Source organism: Enterococcus faecium (assembly GCF_029023785.1).
GTDB lineage: Bacteria > Bacillota > Bacilli > Lactobacillales > Enterococcaceae > Enterococcus_B > Enterococcus_B faecium.
The window spans coordinates 136,428-151,362 of record NZ_CP118955.1; the positions used below are offsets into that span (position 1 = coordinate 136,428).

General features: G+C 39.1%; 14 protein-coding genes. 10 read left to right on the plus strand and 4 right to left on the minus strand.

Going from position 1 to position 14,935, the window contains the following annotated elements; translation table 11 throughout:
• The first annotated feature begins 11 nt into the window (after positions 1 to 11).
• On the plus strand, positions 12 to 2,120 hold the full coding sequence (mutL, locus tag PYW34_RS00705; protein ID WP_002294257.1) for a DNA mismatch repair endonuclease MutL: 2,109 nt from the start codon (positions 12 to 14) through the stop codon (positions 2,118 to 2,120).
• 21 nt (positions 2,121 to 2,141) lie between these two features.
• A complete protein-coding gene (locus PYW34_RS00710) occupies positions 2,142 to 2,702 on the plus strand; it encodes a Maf family protein (protein ID WP_002294256.1) in 561 nt (186 codons plus the stop codon).
• An 84-nt stretch (positions 2,703 to 2,786) separates the two neighbouring features.
• Here PYW34_RS00710 and treP read toward each other — a convergent pair whose 3' ends face one another.
• The gene (gene treP, locus PYW34_RS00715; RefSeq protein WP_002297133.1) at positions 2,787 to 4,775 is read right to left on the minus strand and encodes a PTS system trehalose-specific EIIBC component; all 1,989 of its coding nucleotides are present in this window, start codon (positions 4,773 to 4,775) and stop codon (positions 2,787 to 2,789) included.
• A gap of 222 nt (positions 4,776 to 4,997) precedes the next feature.
• Here treP and treR point away from each other — a divergent pair, with 222 nt between their 5' ends.
• From treR to PYW34_RS00750, 7 genes are all read left to right on the plus strand, one after another.
• The gene (gene treR, locus PYW34_RS00720; RefSeq protein ID WP_002294254.1) at positions 4,998 to 5,711 is read left to right on the plus strand and encodes a trehalose operon repressor; all 714 of its coding nucleotides are present in this window, start codon (positions 4,998 to 5,000) and stop codon (positions 5,709 to 5,711) included.
• Positions 5,712 to 5,787: 76 nt separating this feature from the next.
• The gene (gene msrB / locus PYW34_RS00725) at positions 5,788 to 6,234 is read left to right on the plus strand and encodes a peptide-methionine (R)-S-oxide reductase MsrB (RefSeq protein ID WP_002294252.1); all 447 of its coding nucleotides are present in this window, start codon (positions 5,788 to 5,790) and stop codon (positions 6,232 to 6,234) included.
• A gap of 169 nt (positions 6,235 to 6,403) precedes the next feature.
• Positions 6,404 to 7,006 carry a Holliday junction branch migration protein RuvA gene (gene ruvA, locus PYW34_RS00730; protein ID WP_002290528.1) on the plus strand — a complete coding sequence of 201 codons (603 nt, stop codon included), beginning with the start codon at positions 6,404 to 6,406 and terminating at the stop codon, positions 7,004 to 7,006.
• 12 nt (positions 7,007 to 7,018) lie between these two features.
• Complete coding sequence (gene ruvB, locus PYW34_RS00735; RefSeq protein WP_002289812.1) at positions 7,019 to 8,020, plus strand: Holliday junction branch migration DNA helicase RuvB; 1,002 nt, start codon at positions 7,019 to 7,021, stop codon at positions 8,018 to 8,020.
• Positions 8,021 to 8,048: 28 nt separating this feature from the next.
• Positions 8,049 to 8,627 (plus strand): TetR/AcrR family transcriptional regulator, encoded by a 579-nt coding sequence (locus PYW34_RS00740; protein ID WP_002289813.1) that lies wholly within the window; start codon positions 8,049 to 8,051, stop codon positions 8,625 to 8,627.
• Between the two features lie 51 nt (positions 8,628 to 8,678).
• Positions 8,679 to 9,161, plus strand: coding sequence for a low molecular weight protein-tyrosine-phosphatase (locus PYW34_RS00745; protein ID WP_002294249.1), 483 nt, complete (start codon positions 8,679 to 8,681; stop codon positions 9,159 to 9,161).
• 116 nt (positions 9,162 to 9,277) lie between these two features.
• Positions 9,278 to 9,652 carry a hypothetical protein gene (locus PYW34_RS00750; protein ID WP_002289815.1) on the plus strand — a complete coding sequence of 125 codons (375 nt, stop codon included), beginning with the start codon at positions 9,278 to 9,280 and terminating at the stop codon, positions 9,650 to 9,652.
• Positions 9,653 to 10,451: 799 nt separating this feature from the next.
• On the opposite strand, the gene brnQ is transcribed toward PYW34_RS00750, so the two are convergent.
• On the minus strand, positions 10,452 to 11,804 hold the full coding sequence (brnQ, locus tag PYW34_RS00755) for a branched-chain amino acid transport system II carrier protein (RefSeq protein WP_002294246.1): 1,353 nt from the start codon (positions 11,802 to 11,804) through the stop codon (positions 10,452 to 10,454).
• 146 nt (positions 11,805 to 11,950) lie between these two features.
• Between brnQ and PYW34_RS00760 the strand changes: the two genes are divergently transcribed.
• The gene (locus tag PYW34_RS00760; protein WP_002297079.1) at positions 11,951 to 12,541 is read left to right on the plus strand and encodes a TMEM175 family protein; all 591 of its coding nucleotides are present in this window, start codon (positions 11,951 to 11,953) and stop codon (positions 12,539 to 12,541) included.
• 127 nt (positions 12,542 to 12,668) lie between these two features.
• Here PYW34_RS00760 and PYW34_RS00765 read toward each other — a convergent pair whose 3' ends face one another.
• Complete coding sequence (locus tag PYW34_RS00765) at positions 12,669 to 14,018, minus strand: amino acid permease (RefSeq protein ID WP_002294242.1); 1,350 nt, start codon at positions 14,016 to 14,018, stop codon at positions 12,669 to 12,671.
• Positions 14,019 to 14,185: 167 nt separating this feature from the next.
• Complete coding sequence (locus tag PYW34_RS00770) at positions 14,186 to 14,926, minus strand: amino acid ABC transporter ATP-binding protein (RefSeq protein WP_002294240.1); 741 nt, start codon at positions 14,924 to 14,926, stop codon at positions 14,186 to 14,188.
• Positions 14,927 to 14,935 lie beyond the last annotated feature (9 nt).

Consider the following 14,935-nt stretch of genomic DNA (forward strand, 5'->3'; position numbering starts at 1 on the left):
GGCGGATATCGATGGCCAAAATCCAAGAATTATCTGAACGTTTAGCTAATCAGATCGCTGCGGGAGAAGTAGTGGAGCGACCAGCTTCCGTTGTGAAAGAATTAGTGGAAAATGCAATTGACGCCGGCAGTACTCAGATTGATATCTTAGTTGAAGAAGCGGGACTGCGGACGATCCAAGTGATTGATAACGGAGAAGGCATTTTGGCAGACGACGTAGAGAATGCCTTCAAGCGGCATGCGACAAGTAAGATCCATAATCGCGACGATCTTTTTCGCATACGAACGCTGGGCTTTCGAGGGGAAGCTTTGCCAAGTATTGCCTCTGTTTCTGAAATGACTCTGGAAACGGCGAATCAGGAAGAAAAACAAGGCACCTATCTGTCGCTGAAAGGCGGAGAAGTTATTGAGCATCGACCAGCACCACTGCGTCAAGGAACGAAGATTACCGTCAGCAATCTGTTTTTCAATACGCCAGCCCGCTTGAAATACGTGAAAACACTGCACACAGAATTAGCGAACATCGGGGACATCGTCAATCGACTGGCATTGAGTCATCCATCGATTGCTTTTCGTTTAGTACATGATGGAAACAAAATGCTGGCAACTGCTGGAAATGGCGATCTGAAACAAACAATTGCGGGAATCTACGGATTATCTACCGCAAAAAAAATGCTGAAAATCGAAGGAAAAGATCTAGATTTTGAGTTATTTGGCTATGTTTCATTGCCTGAGGTGACTCGTGCCAGTAGGAATTACTTATCGACGATCATCAATGGACGTTTTATCAAGAACTTTTCCTTGAATAAAGCAATCGTTGCAGGTTATGGGTCAAAATTAATGGTCGGTCGTTTCCCTATTGCTGTATTGGAAATCAAAATGGACCCGCTTTTAGTAGATGTAAATGTTCATCCGACGAAGCAGGAAGTCCGGCTGTCGAAGGAAAAAGAACTAACAGAGCTAATTAGTAACGCCATTCAAAAAGCATTGTCTCAAGAAAATCTGATTCCAAGTGCAGCGGATAATCTACGGTTTAAGAAAAAAGTACCTGATCAGCCTAAAACAGAACAAATCGAAATCGATTTGTCCTACGCTTTTGAAGAAGAAAAACCTAAAAAGCCAAGTAGTTTGAATTTTGATCGAGAGACAGGTACCTTTTTCGTAGAAGAACCAAAGAACACATTTGTTGACAGAATTGTTGATAAGTCTGTGGAAAATGTTGAAAACTATTCTGGTTTTTCTGAAGAAAACACCACTTATCCAGAAAAAACAGCGAAAACGGTGGATAAGTTTGGTGAAAATGTTGATAACTTTGTAGAAAAAACAGTGGAAAAATCTGAAAAGAAAGAATTTCCCATTGTGGATAACATGGAGAAAACAAATGAAGAACAAGCAGATAAATCCGTAGAAGAGGATGAAAAGATTTACGAGGAAGAATTGACACTCCATCCTGAATTTGATTTCACTCAAGGAAACGACAAAACATTAGAACAAGCCATCAAGAAATTAGAAACGGAAAAACCAGTACAACGTTTTCCTCAGTTGGAATATTTTGGACAGATGCACGGAACGTATCTTTTTGCCCAAAGTAGCGATGGGTTGTACATCATTGATCAGCATGCTGCCCAAGAGCGCATTAAGTATGAATATTTCCGGGAAAAAATTGGGGAAGTATCTGATGATCTGCAAGAATTGCTTGTTCCATTTGTGTTAGACTATCCAAACAGTGATGCTTTGAAATTAAAAGAGCAAAAACACTTGCTAGAAGATGCAGGGATTTATTTAGAAGAATTTGGTCAAAACAGCTTTATTGTACGGGCCCATCCTACTTGGTATCCCAATGGAGAAGAAGAATCGATTATTCGGGAGATGATCGATATGCTGCTGACAACTGGAAGTGTGAGTGTAAAAAAATTCCGTGAAGCAACAGCAATCATGATGAGTTGCAAACGATCGATTAAAGCCAACCATTATTTGAATGAAGCACAAGCACGTGTGCTGCTGAAGGATCTGGCACGATGCGAAAATCCTTTCAATTGTCCCCATGGCCGTCCAGTATTGATTCACTTTACCAATTCGGATATGGAAAGGATGTTCAAACGAATCCAAGACCCGCATTAAGTCAAAGAGAAGAGGGAAAACATGAAGATTGTATTAGCATCCCAATCACCAAGAAGAAAAGAGTTATTGGCTCATATCGTTTCAGAATTCGAGATTGAACCTGCTGATATCGATGAAACGCCATTTCCAGACGAACAGCCCGTCGATTATGTTCGTAGAATGGCTGAAGAAAAAGCACGAACTGTCTGGGAACAAGATGAAAAAGAAGACCATTTAGTGATTGCCAGTGACACGACTGTTGTTCTCAATCAAGAGATCATGGGTAAACCAGAAGATCTGGCTGAGGCTGAATTCATGCTGAAAAAACTAAGCGGGGAAACACATACTGTATATACAGCTGTTGTTTTAAAAACAAAGGAACGAGAAGAACGGATACTAGCAGAAGCACATGTCACTTTTTATCCTTTGACAGACGAAGAGATCAAACGCTACTTGGAGACGGGGGATTATGCGGATAAGGCAGGGGCATACGGCATCCAAAATGCTGCGAGTGTATTCGTCAAAGAAATTTCTGGAGATTATTACAGTATCGTAGGATTTCCGATTGGTGCTGTCAATCAGGCACTGAAAACATTCATTTAAACAAAAAAGCGGACTATCTGATTTTCGATTGAAAATCCATGATAGCCCGTTTTTTTTATTGAAAAGATTACTTATCTACTCTGACTAAGATTTTACTTCAGCTTTACCGACTGCTTCGCCCGGGCGAACAAGTCCTGATTGGTCAAGAGAAAGTCCTGCAACTTTTTCATTATTGGTCAAAGCAACAATAATGTCAGTTTTCTTGCCAGCTTGTTCTATTTCTGGCAAATCCATTTCAGCAATCAGGGTCTCTGGTGTGACAAGGTATCCTTCTTTCACGAATACATTGAAAGGAACACCCTTTAGTTCAACAGTATCTAATCCCATGTGAACAAGTACTTCCAGCCCCTCATTAGAAAGAATACCAATGGCATGTTTTGTTTCAAAGACACTCGTCACTTTACCGTTTACTGGTGCATAGACTTTGCCGTTTGACGGTTCGACAGCATAACCGTCACCCATCATTTTTTGTGAGAAAACTGGGTCATTTACTTCAGTTATTTCCTTGATGGTCCCTGCAGCGACTGCGAATAATGTTTCTTTTGTTGCAACTGCCGTACCAGTTGCTGAAACAGGTTCGAAAGACTGTGGCGTTGCTGTTGCGCCATTTGCTGTTTGAAGTTGTACATCAGCAGCATTTTCAGGAACAGCAGGATCAATCTTATTCAAAATTCCCTGACGTCTAAAGATGATCGTCAAGCCAAATGGAATGATGACAGCAATGATCATTGCGATGATGAAAGGTACCCATGTTTCTGCTTGGATAGCTAGTATTCCTGGCAAACCGCCTACTCCGATCGCGTTAGCTCGAACACCCATCAAGTTAGCAAACATGCCAGCTAATCCAGAGCCGACCATTGCAGCGACGAAAGGATAGACGTATTTCAAATTGATTCCGAACATAGCAGGTTCAGTTACGCCTAAGTAACAAGAAATCATTGCTGGAATCGAGATTTGTTCTTCTTTTTTATTCCCACGATGTAAGAAGATGATGGCTAAGACTGCAGAGCCTTGGGCGATATTTGATAAAGCAATCATCGGCCATAAATTCGTTGATCCGAAATCTGCAATCAGCTGCATATCGATGGCATTGGTCATATGGTGGAGACCAGTAATCACTAAAGGAGCATACAGGAATCCGAATACGGCACTAAACAACCAGCTGATAGAAGACGTCAATCCAGTATTTACGATATTTGAGATCCAGCTTCCGACTGTCCAGCCGATAGGACCTAAAATAACGTGTGCAGCTAAAACAGTTGGTAACAATGAAAACAATGGAACAAAAATCATCGAGATCGACTGAGGGATATATTTGCGGAAGAAGATTTCTAGATACGCTAACATAAACCCTGCCAGCATGGCTGGAATAACTTGCGCTTGATAACCAATCATCTGGACTTGAGCAAAACCAAAATCCCAAAATGGAATATCTGCTGCGGCTGTGGAAGCTACACTATAAGCATTTAATAATTGCGGAGAAACTAACGTAATTCCTAAAACGATTCCTAATATTTGTGTAGTACCCATCTTTTTTGCAATACTCCAAGTGATACCTACTGGAAGAAAATGGAAAATTGCTTCACCCGGTAACCACAAAAAGGCATTGACACCATTCCAAAACTTCGAGTGTTCAACGATTGTTCCACCAAGACTTTCAAACTGGATACCTTCAAGTACATTTCTGAATCCAAGGATCAATCCACCGACAATGATTGCAGGAATCAGTGGTGTAAAGATTTCTGCTAAAACGGCAATAGCACGTTGAACGGGATGAAGGTTTTGTTTTGCAGCTGCTTTTCCTTGTTCTTTGGAAACCCCTTCAACTCCAGATACTGCAACGAAGTCGTTATAAAAAGTAGAAACATCGTTTCCTATGATGACTTGGAACTGTCCTGCATTCGTGAACATCCCTTTTACGCTAGGTATATCTTCGATCGCTTTTTCGTCCGCTTTTCCTGGATCATTCAGGACAAAACGCATACGAGTCGCACAATGACTAACTGCAGCAATATTTTCTTTTCCGCCGATATCATGTAACAGCTTCTCGGCATCTGCTTGATATTTTGCCATATCAATAAACCCCTTTCTCTTAACTTGTCTATGCAAGTTGTTTCTTCATTTACTATACTTTTTTTCGGAGAGAATTGCAAGCGTTTTATTAAAAAGTACGAGAGAAAATGATATCGTTTTAAAAAGCTTAAAATAAGCTTTTCTTAAAAATAGGAACATTGAAATACAAAAAGAGCTGTAGTATAGTGAAGAAATGATGGAAGAACGAGTGAGGGAAAAAACATGAATAAGTTCAATGAAATTTTTTTAGATTTGGAACAGAAAATTTTAGCGAAAGAATATCCTCCGCATTCGCTTTTACCCAGTGAGAACCAATTGATCAAAATTTATGGTGTTTCACGAGAAACAATTAGAAAAGCGCTGAATCTTTTGACTACGGAAGGTTATATTCAAAAAAAACAAGGAAAAGGTTCGATCGTACTGGATCGGAATCGCTTCGACTTTCCTATTTCTGGATTGACTAGCTATAAAGAGCTACAGGAGACCCAACGTATTCCAAGTGAAACGATCATCCATACGTTAGAAGAAACAGAAGTGACAAAAGCATTGAACGAGATCACTGGCTGGGAGATCGGTGCGCCTGTTTGGCATTTGATACGCGAAAGAAAAATCAATGGCGAAGTAGTTATATTAGACACCGATTATCTATTAAAGGAAATCGTTCCTATTTTAACTCCAGCACAAGCACAAGGATCGATCTATGAATATTTTGAAAATGAGCTTTCTTTGACGATTGCTTACGCGCAAAAGGAGATCACAGTAGAAGAAGTAACGGAAATCATGAAAACAGCGATGGATCTTCACGATGACACTTATGCAGTAGTAGTCAGAAGCCTCGTTCATCTGGAAGATACCCGCTGTTTCGAGTATTCTGAGTCGGTTCACCGATTAGATAAATTCCGTTTCGTTGAGTTTGCCCGACGCCGAAAAGTGTAAATAGTTCAAAAGAAAGCAAATTGTTGGCATCTGTCCACTTTGGCGCTATGATAGGATCACAAAGGGGGCATTTTTAATGGATAAACCAATAAGACCAGAAAAAGAAGAACTGAAAGAAAAGTTATCACCCATGGCTTATGCAGTCACACAAGAAAATGCAACAGAACGACCATTTAGCGGGAAATATGATGATTTTTACGAAAAGGGGATCTATGTAGATATCGTCAGCGGTGAACCGTTATTCAGCTCTGCAGAAAAATATGATGCAGGTTGTGGCTGGCCATCATTCAGCAAACCAATAACGAAAAGACAAGTGCGCGAAAAAGCCGATTTTTCTCATGGCATGCATCGAATAGAAGTTCGAAGCAAAGAAGCAGATTCTCATCTCGGACATGTGTTTACCGATGGACCAGTAGATCAAGGTGGTCTACGTTACTGCATCAATTCTGCCTCACTGAAATTCATTCCATATGAAAAGATGGATGAATTAGGTTATGGGGAATTCAAATCACTTGTAGAATAATGGAAATACACAAAGAGCGGTACAATACGGGGATTTACTCGATCGTCCGCTCTTTTTTTATTCAAGCGATTGCTATTTGAAAGAAACGCTCCCCAGACTCCTTTTTTCACAAGGTGAAATGTGCTACAATAAAGGGAACGTATGTGTGCAAAAGAAAGAGGACTAGAATATGTATGAATATCTGACAGGTGTGGTTACCTTTATCAACCCCTATTACATAGTAGTAGAAACCAATGGTATCGGCTACCAGATCGCACTAGGAAATCCTTACCGCTACAGTAGCAAACTAAATCAAAAAATAAAAATTTATGTCCATCAGGTAATACGTGAAGATGCGCATCTTCTGTATGGATTTGATTCGCTAGAAGAAAAGCAACTGTTTTTGCGATTAGTAAGTGTTTCAGGAATCGGTCCGAAAAGTGCCCTTGCAATCATGGCAAGCGAAGACCACTCCGGTTTGATTCAAGCAGTAGAATCCAGTGATGTCACTTATTTGACGAAATTTCCAGGAGTAGGGAAAAAGACAGCACAACAAATGATCTTGGATCTAAAAGGAAAATTCGGTGAGCTGAGTATCGATACACCTTTTAGTCTATTTGATGAAGCAAACACAAAAGACGCTACAGCTCTATCTGAAGCAATGGAAGCTCTCTCGGCCCTTGGTTACAGTGATCGAGAAATCAAACGTGTAGAAAAACAATTAAAAGAAGTAGATAATCAGACAACGGATGAGTATCTACGCCAAGCACTCAAGCTAATGATGAAAAAATAAGGAGGAGACCAAATGACAGATGAATACTTGTTATCACCAGAATCTGGCGAAAATGAACTGAGTTTGGAAAAATCTCTTCGACCACAGCTGCTTTCTCAATATATCGGACAGAGAAAAGTCAAACAAGAACTTCAGATTTACATCGAAGCTGCCAGAAATCGGGAAGAACCTTTAGATCATGTTCTGTTGTACGGGCCTCCTGGATTAGGAAAAACGACGATGGCCATGGTCATTGCTAATGAGATGACCGTAAATATTCGTACGACGAGTGGCCCTGCTATCGAACGTCCGGGTGACTTAGTAGCAATCTTGAATGAACTGGAAGCAGGGGATGTCCTGTTTATCGATGAGATCCATCGATTACCTAGAGTGGTAGAAGAGATGCTTTATTCAGCTATGGAAGATTTCTATGTAGATATCATGGTAGGACAAGGGCCAACCGCACATCCGGTTCATTTCCCTCTTCCTCCCTTTACTTTGATTGGCGCGACGACACGGGCAGGTATGCTTTCTGCACCTTTACGAGATCGATTTGGCATCATTTCTCATATGGAATATTATGACGAACAGGATCTGCAGGAGATCGTTTTACGTTCTTCGGATATTTTTCAAACAGAGATCATTGAAGAAGGGGCATTGGAAATTGCTCGCCGATCACGAGGAACGCCTAGAATCGCTAATCGCTTGCTCAAACGGGTTCGTGATTTTGCGCAAGTCCAAGGAGACGGGAAAATCGATCGTCCTATAGCGGATCAGGCACTTACTTTGCTACAGGTCGATCAGGCTGGATTGGATTATGTTGACCAGAAATTGTTGCGAACAATGATCGAGTTATATGGCGGCGGACCAGTAGGGTTAAGTACGCTTTCAGTAAACATAGGAGAAGAGCGTGAGACGGTAGAAGATATGTATGAACCGTATCTGATCCAAAAAGGATTTTTAAAGCGTACACCTAGAGGGCGAATTGCTACTGCTTATGCCTATGAACATTTTGGTTACGACTATCATATATGATTTTTGCTTTTAGATTGGAGGAAAATGAATGAGTGATACAACACGTACGAAACAATTGATCAAAAACGTATTGATTGATTTGTGCCAAACGCAATCTTTTCGAAAAATCAGCGTCCAAAAAATCGCAAATGAAGCAAAAATCAATCGACAAACATTTTATTATCATTTTACAGATAAATACGATTTGCTTCGTTGGGTCTATTGTGAGGATGCATTGCATTATTTAGATCCACAATGTCTTTCACTTGATAATTGGGAAGAGCAAGCATTGAAAATGCTGAAAGCAATTGCTGAGAAGAAAGAATTTTATGCAAATACTGTGCTTTCTGACCCAGAAATTTTACAAAAAGAGTTTTCTCAACTGATCCAAAAATCATTTATCAAGATTTTTGAACAAATGGATGAAGAAAGACAACTTTCTGCAAGAGACAAACTATTTTATGCTCGTTTTTTTTCTTACGGTTGCAGTGGTGTATTAGTCAATTGGATCACGAATGAATATGAAGAAACACCGATGGAAATCGCTATGCAGCTTTTCCGTTTAGCCAAGGATACGGAATTATATTCTTATCGTCTTTATGCAAAAGAAGAGTTGGAAGAACAGTAATAGAAAAATTTTTTGTTGGAAAAGCAATAATCGCTAAAAGGAGATGGGGAAATGACAAAAATTTTATTTGTTTGTTTGGGAAATATTTGCCGTTCACCGATGGCAGAAGGCTTGCTGAGAAAACGAATAGCAATAGAAGGAAGGGAAGCAGAATTTTTTGTGGATTCTGCTGCTACAAGCACGTATGAAGTTGGAAAGACACCGCACCCTGGAACGAAAAAAATATTAAACCAAGAAAAAGTAGATATGACGAATATGGTTGCTCGGCAAATCACACCCCACGATTTTGAAACTTTTGATTGGATCATTGGCATGGATCAAGAAAATGTAGAAGAACTGAAACGAAGAGCACCACGCTCAGCGCAGGGGAAAATCCATTTGTTTTTAAGTAGCATTCCTGGAAAAGAAAAAGAAAATGTTCCCGACCCATACTATACCAATAACTTTGATGAGACATATCACTTGATCACAGAAGGCCTGAATCATTGGTGGAATATTTGGATTGACGAAAATAAAATAACAAACAATTTGTAAAGTTGACGCTTTCTTTTTAAGGCGATGTTAGAGCATTTCCTTGTTTTTTTGTAAAATGTTAGGTAAAATAAAATTAATTAAGTAACACTTTCTTAGCTAAAGGAGGAGTGCATTCGATGAACGAAGAGACAGTATCGCCAATGAAGAAGCTTACGAAGTTAGTTACTCATACTTCGTATCAACTTTTTGATTCTTTTGTAAATGACACTGAAGAACATGCTAAGAATGTACGATTGCAAGGAAAGTTTATTCTTGAGCTGCAAAAAGCTGCTACTGAACATAGTCTAGTTATCTTACAAGTAAGAGCGAATCGTTTGAGTAGCAAGTATGAAACGATCTCAGGCTGGGTGGCGACAAAAACGGTCGAAAAAGACCGAGTGATGATCCGCCTACAAAACGAAGAGCAGCAGATCCGGATGGTTCCTGTAGAACAAATTGAAAAAATAACAATCCTTTCACCAGCAGGGGAACAGGAACGATTATCAAAATAATTTATACCAGATAGAAAAGCACGTATGAGCTTGTACCATCAATCATTACTAATCAAAAATAACCGAATGCTTTAAGCTGATATCAGTAAAACGGAACGTTTTAGGATGAGTATCACAGCATGACAGCATTGGGTTGATTAGTTGAATCGATTGGATGGTACAAGTTTTTTTGATAAAAAAAGGTCCTGCTAGCCGGGGAGCTAGCAGGATAAGGAGTTAAAAATGAAAAAGTGTTGTTAGGGTTGTTTGTTGGTATGCTTATATAATAGTCACTAGTTGTGAATATTTTGTGACGAAAGTTTTCGAAAGTTGTTAAGTTTTTTTGCGAAAACTATTTTTATATCATATATATGTCTAAAATCTATATTATAAAAGAAATGTTGTTTGATCAGCTTCTCTTCGGTATTAGTTCAAAACAAAACGGCAAAGTATATGGAGCTACTTTGCCGTTTTGTTTCTCTAATACTCAGGTCAGTTTATAGACGCTCAATAAACGGTGTTCAAAAGCCAGTTTCTCGGTATTAAGTCAAATTTATGCAAAAATGTGAGAAGCCATTTTCACAAAATATTTCTTAATACTTGAAACTAAGCGGCTTTTTCACGACCTCTCAATAAACGGTGTTCAAAAGTCAGTTTCTCGGTATTAAGTCAAATTTATGCAAAAATGTGAGAAGCCATTTTCAAAAAATATTTCTTAATACTCGAAACTGAGCGGCTTTTTCACGACCTCTCAATAAACAGTGTTCAAGAGACAGCCTATCGGCAATAAGGCTGAACGTCTCTTTCACAACCTCTTTTATCAATCTGCTACTTCTTCTTTCTTAGCGAAACTCCAAATCAGTCCGATAACAAAACCGATAACTGCTGGTACGATCCACCCCATCCCCAATTTGAAAAACGGCAAGTAGCTTTCCGCAACATATAAAAGATTTTGAACAATAGGTGTTTGTTTGATAGTTTCTGGGCAAGCGTTCAACCCATCAAAAATCGAAGCAATCAATGTAAAATAAGTAGTCATTCGATAAACAGCCGTACGCTGCTTAAACAAAGGACCAACTAACACTAGTAAAATCAGTGTCATTGCTAATGGATAGATGAACATCAAAACAGGCAACGAAAATTGAATGATATTCGTCAAGCCTACGTTTGCCGCTAAACAAGGAAGGATACTAGCAAGTGCAACAAAGAATGCGTAATTTCTTTGCGGAAACAAATCTGTGAATGTTTCTGCAAAAGCTGTAATCAAACCAATACCGGTCTTCAAGCAAGCTAATATAACGATAAATGCTAATAAGATACTGCCATAAGTACCTAAATAATGATCAGCAATCTGAGCCAGCGTGATCCCGCCATTTTCACTTAGAGCAAAGCTACCTAAGCTCATAGCACCTAAATAAGCGAGCAAAGTATAAATGATTCCCATCAATATAATGCTGATCGCACCAGATTTGATCGTGTCTTTAGCGATTTCAGCAGGTTTTGTTACACCCATGTTTTGGATTGTTGTGACAATGATGATCCCAAATGCTAAAGCAGCAAGCGCATCTAATGTGTTATATCCTTGAGTAAACCCTGTGAAAAAAGCATGCTCTTGATAATTTGGCTGAATAGGCGCTTGATTTACAGAACCTAGTGGATTCAAAAAAGCAAGGAGAAGCAAAGCACCTAATAAAACCAAAAATGCAGGATTCAGGAACTTTCCAACATAATCTAATATCTTTGTCGGTTTTCTTGAAAACCACCAAGCCAGCACAAAAAATACAATACTGAAAATTGCTAGATATAGCGTCTGTCTGCTAGGATCGATAAATGGTGCTAAACCAATCTCGAAAGATGTGGTTGCAAGGCGAGGTAAAGCAAAAAACGGTCCGATAACTAAGTAAAGCAAGATGGTAAAAACCATCGCATATGTTTGATTTATCCGTTTTGCTAATTCATATACACCTGAGCTTTTCGATACACCAATGGCAATCACCCCTAAGAAGGGAAGACCGATACCGGTAACCAAGAAACCTAGATTCGCCCAAAAGGTAGCAGCGCCTGCTTCTTGACCCAAATGAACGGGAAAGATAAGATTTCCAGCACCAAAAAATAGACCGAAAAGCATGGAGCCTATAAAAAGATAGTCTTTAAATGATAATTTTTTTGTCATACATAACTCCTTTACGGTTTTTTTAAAAGTAACAAAATTTCGAAAAATATGCAACAATTTTCAGAAAATTTCCTATATAAAACGACGGTTATTTAATAACGTAAGTGATAAAATAAAAGCGCTGAATCATCTGAGGAGGAATCATCGTGACAAAGTCGAGATTAGAAGCATTTACTGATGGAGTGGTAGCCATTGTTTTGAGAGTTCTTGTATTAGAGATCAAGATCCCTAATACATCTAGCTTTCATTCTTTATGGGTCATCCGAAATACATTATTAGCTTATACCATCAGCTTTATATTTGTTGCGGTGATCTGGGTGAACCATCATCGTATATTTCAGATGGCAGAACGAATTAATTACCGAGTGGTCTGGTCGAATATCTTTTTGCTCTTTTGGCTGACTTTATGTCCTTCTGTTACTAGTTGGGTCGGGCGTAACCCTGAAGCTTTTTGGCCTGAGATGGCTTATGTCTTAGTATACACGATGTGGAGTTTTTCTTTTGGTATCTTGATGAGGCAAATCATGAAAGCAAATAAACCAGATTCCCATGTCGTGAGAGTTTTGTCAAAGGACCGTCGAAGTCTTATCTCCATGATGATTAACTTATGCTTGATTGCCGGTGTCTTTTTTGTACCGTTGATCGGGTTATTCGGACGTTTTTTTGTATCTGGTATTTGGATTTTTTCCTATAAAAAAGCAGATGCCTATTATCAGCGGTTGTTTCCGGGGAAATAGAAAAGAGGCTGGGACAGAAGCTTTTAACTCCAAGAAATAAGCCGAAATTTCACAAAAATTTAAGAAGCAATTTTCGTAAATTCCTTCTTATTTCTCGAAGCTGACCACTTCTGTCACAACTACTTTCTTACTTCTTACGTTCATATTTCATATGATAGATTAGTAATAGAAGCAAGAACCACACAGGTGTTAGTAATAAAGCGATTCTCGTATCTTTTCCTAGGAACAAGACGACACACACAAAGGCCATGTAAAGAAATACCAGATAATTACTAAATGGGTACAACGGCATTTTAAATGAATGAGCTTTTTTGCCGAGGATACTTTTACGATATTTCATGTGCGTGTAGACAAGCATACTCCAGATAAACAAGAAACAAGTAGTGGCAATACTGCTTACTAGTGTGAATACTTCACTAGGCATCACGTAATTCAAGATAACAGAAATGAAAATGACGATAGTAGAAAATGTCAAAGCATTCCCTGGCACATGATGTGTTGTTAACTTTTTGAATTTTTTAGGGGCACTGCCTTCTTGCGCTAAAGAACGAAGCATACGTCCTGTACTATATATTGCACTGTTGCAGGCAGAAGCTGCTGCACTTAATACGACTAAATTGATCAAGGAAGCAGCAATCGTGATCCCAATTTCCGAAAATACTTCTACAAATGGACTGTTATCTGGATTCAAGCTGTTCCATGGATAGATTGCCATAATGACAAAAAGAGATCCTAAGTAAAATAAGATGATCCTGATAGGAATATTATTGATAGCTTCCGGCAACACTTTTTCAGGATTTTCTGTTTCTCCAGCGACTAATCCAACTAATTCTATCCCAGCAAAAGCAAAGGTTACCATTTGGAAAGCTAAGATAAATCCTTTTGCACCAGTTGGAAAGAATCCGCCATGAGACCATAGATTCGTGATACTGGCTGTGCCAATATCTGTCGTATAGTGGGTGAGGATCATATAAGCTCCTACGAGGATAAAGGCAATGATCGCTACAACTTTGATCAATGCAAACCAAAACTCTAACTCACCAAACAATGAGACAGCCACCATATTCAAGCAAAGAAGAAGACCTAATGCAATCAGTTCAGGAAGCCACTGAGGAACACCAGGCGCCCAGTAGCGTACATACATTCCGATGGCTGTTAAATCGGCCATTGCAATCGATACCCAGCAGAACCAATACGTCCAGCCAGTGATGAAAGCCGCTTTTTTGCCAAGATATTCTGCAACAAAATCCAGAAAAGAATGGTTATTGGTGTTTGATAACAGAAGTTCGCCTAACGCACGCATAATGAAAAAACAGATGCATCCAGTAATAAGATAGGCGAGCAATATCGAAGGGCCAGCTAGCTGGATAGACTTTCCGGAACCTAAAAACAACCCCGTTCCAATCGCTCCGCCAATAGAAATCAGTTGGACATGTCTATTTTTCAGTCCACGCTGCAGTTCTTGCTCTTCATTCATTTTTAAATCATCCTAACTAAAAAAGTTTAATTACTTCCATATTAAAAGAGTTTTCTGAAAAACACAACTAAGATTCCAAAATTTTCAGAAATTTACCTTTTATGAGTAATTCATAAAAAAGAACTGCGGTAAACACCGCAGCTCTTTGTCCCAATCAGCTATTGATCCTAAGCATTTAAAATACGTGAAAGGAATTCTTTTGTACGTTCTTCTTTCGGATGGACAAAGATATCTTCTGGTGTACCTTCTTCTGCAATCACACCTTTATCCATAAAAATGACACGGTCAGATACATCTTTTGCAAATTCCATCTCATGCGTCACGATAAGCATTGTCAAGCCAGTATGTGCTAAGTCTTTGATCGTATTAAGCACTTCGCCAACCATTTCAGGGTCTAACGCCGAAGTAGGTTCGTCGAATAGCAATACATCTGGATTCATTGATAATGCCCGAGCAATTGCGACACGCTGTTTCTGTCCACCAGATAATTGTGCTGGTTTGGCTTCGATATAACGATCCATACCAACTTTTTCCAGATTTTCGATTGCTACTTTTTTGGCAGTTTCTTTATCTCGTTTCAGGACAGTTGTTTGACCAGACATACAGTTTTCCAAGACATTCATATTGTTGAACAGGTTGAAGGATTGGAAAACCATACCTAGATTCGTTCGATATTTAGGTAAATTATATTTAGGAGCTAATACATTTTCTCCATTATAAATGATCTCGCCGCCTGTTGGTTTTTCCAGTAAATTGATACAGCGCAAGAAAGTAGATTTACCAGAACCGGAAGAACCGATGATCGTCACAACTTCACCTTTATTGACTGTTACGCTGATATCTTTCAATACTTCATTTTCACCGAAGCTTTTTCTTAGATGTTTGATTTCAATAATTTTTTCATTCATGATTCTTCC

What these genes read in the sequence shown, in the direction of transcription:
- mutL (WP_002294257.1), top strand. Translation starts at nt 12, where the DNA reads ATGGCCAAAATCCAAGAATTATCTGAACGTTTAGCTAATCAGATCGCT.
- PYW34_RS00710 (WP_002294256.1), top strand. Translation starts at nt 2,142, where the DNA reads ATGAAGATTGTATTAGCATCCCAATCACCAAGAAGAAAAGAGTTATTG.
- treP (WP_002297133.1), bottom strand. Translation starts at nt 4,775, where the DNA reads ATGGCAAAATATCAAGCAGATGCCGAGAAGCTGTTACATGATATCGGC.
- treR (WP_002294254.1), top strand. Translation starts at nt 4,998, where the DNA reads ATGAATAAGTTCAATGAAATTTTTTTAGATTTGGAACAGAAAATTTTA.
- msrB (WP_002294252.1), top strand. Translation starts at nt 5,788, where the DNA reads ATGGATAAACCAATAAGACCAGAAAAAGAAGAACTGAAAGAAAAGTTA.
- ruvA (WP_002290528.1), top strand. Translation starts at nt 6,404, where the DNA reads ATGTATGAATATCTGACAGGTGTGGTTACCTTTATCAACCCCTATTAC.
- ruvB (WP_002289812.1), top strand. Translation starts at nt 7,019, where the DNA reads ATGACAGATGAATACTTGTTATCACCAGAATCTGGCGAAAATGAACTG.
- PYW34_RS00740 (WP_002289813.1), top strand. Translation starts at nt 8,049, where the DNA reads ATGAGTGATACAACACGTACGAAACAATTGATCAAAAACGTATTGATT.
- PYW34_RS00745 (WP_002294249.1), top strand. Translation starts at nt 8,679, where the DNA reads ATGACAAAAATTTTATTTGTTTGTTTGGGAAATATTTGCCGTTCACCG.
- PYW34_RS00750 (WP_002289815.1), top strand. Translation starts at nt 9,278, where the DNA reads ATGAACGAAGAGACAGTATCGCCAATGAAGAAGCTTACGAAGTTAGTT.
- brnQ (WP_002294246.1), bottom strand. Translation starts at nt 11,804, where the DNA reads ATGACAAAAAAATTATCATTTAAAGACTATCTTTTTATAGGCTCCATG.
- PYW34_RS00765 (WP_002294242.1), bottom strand. Translation starts at nt 14,018, where the DNA reads ATGAATGAAGAGCAAGAACTGCAGCGTGGACTGAAAAATAGACATGTC.
- PYW34_RS00770 (WP_002294240.1), bottom strand. Translation starts at nt 14,926, where the DNA reads ATGAATGAAAAAATTATTGAAATCAAACATCTAAGAAAAAGCTTCGGT.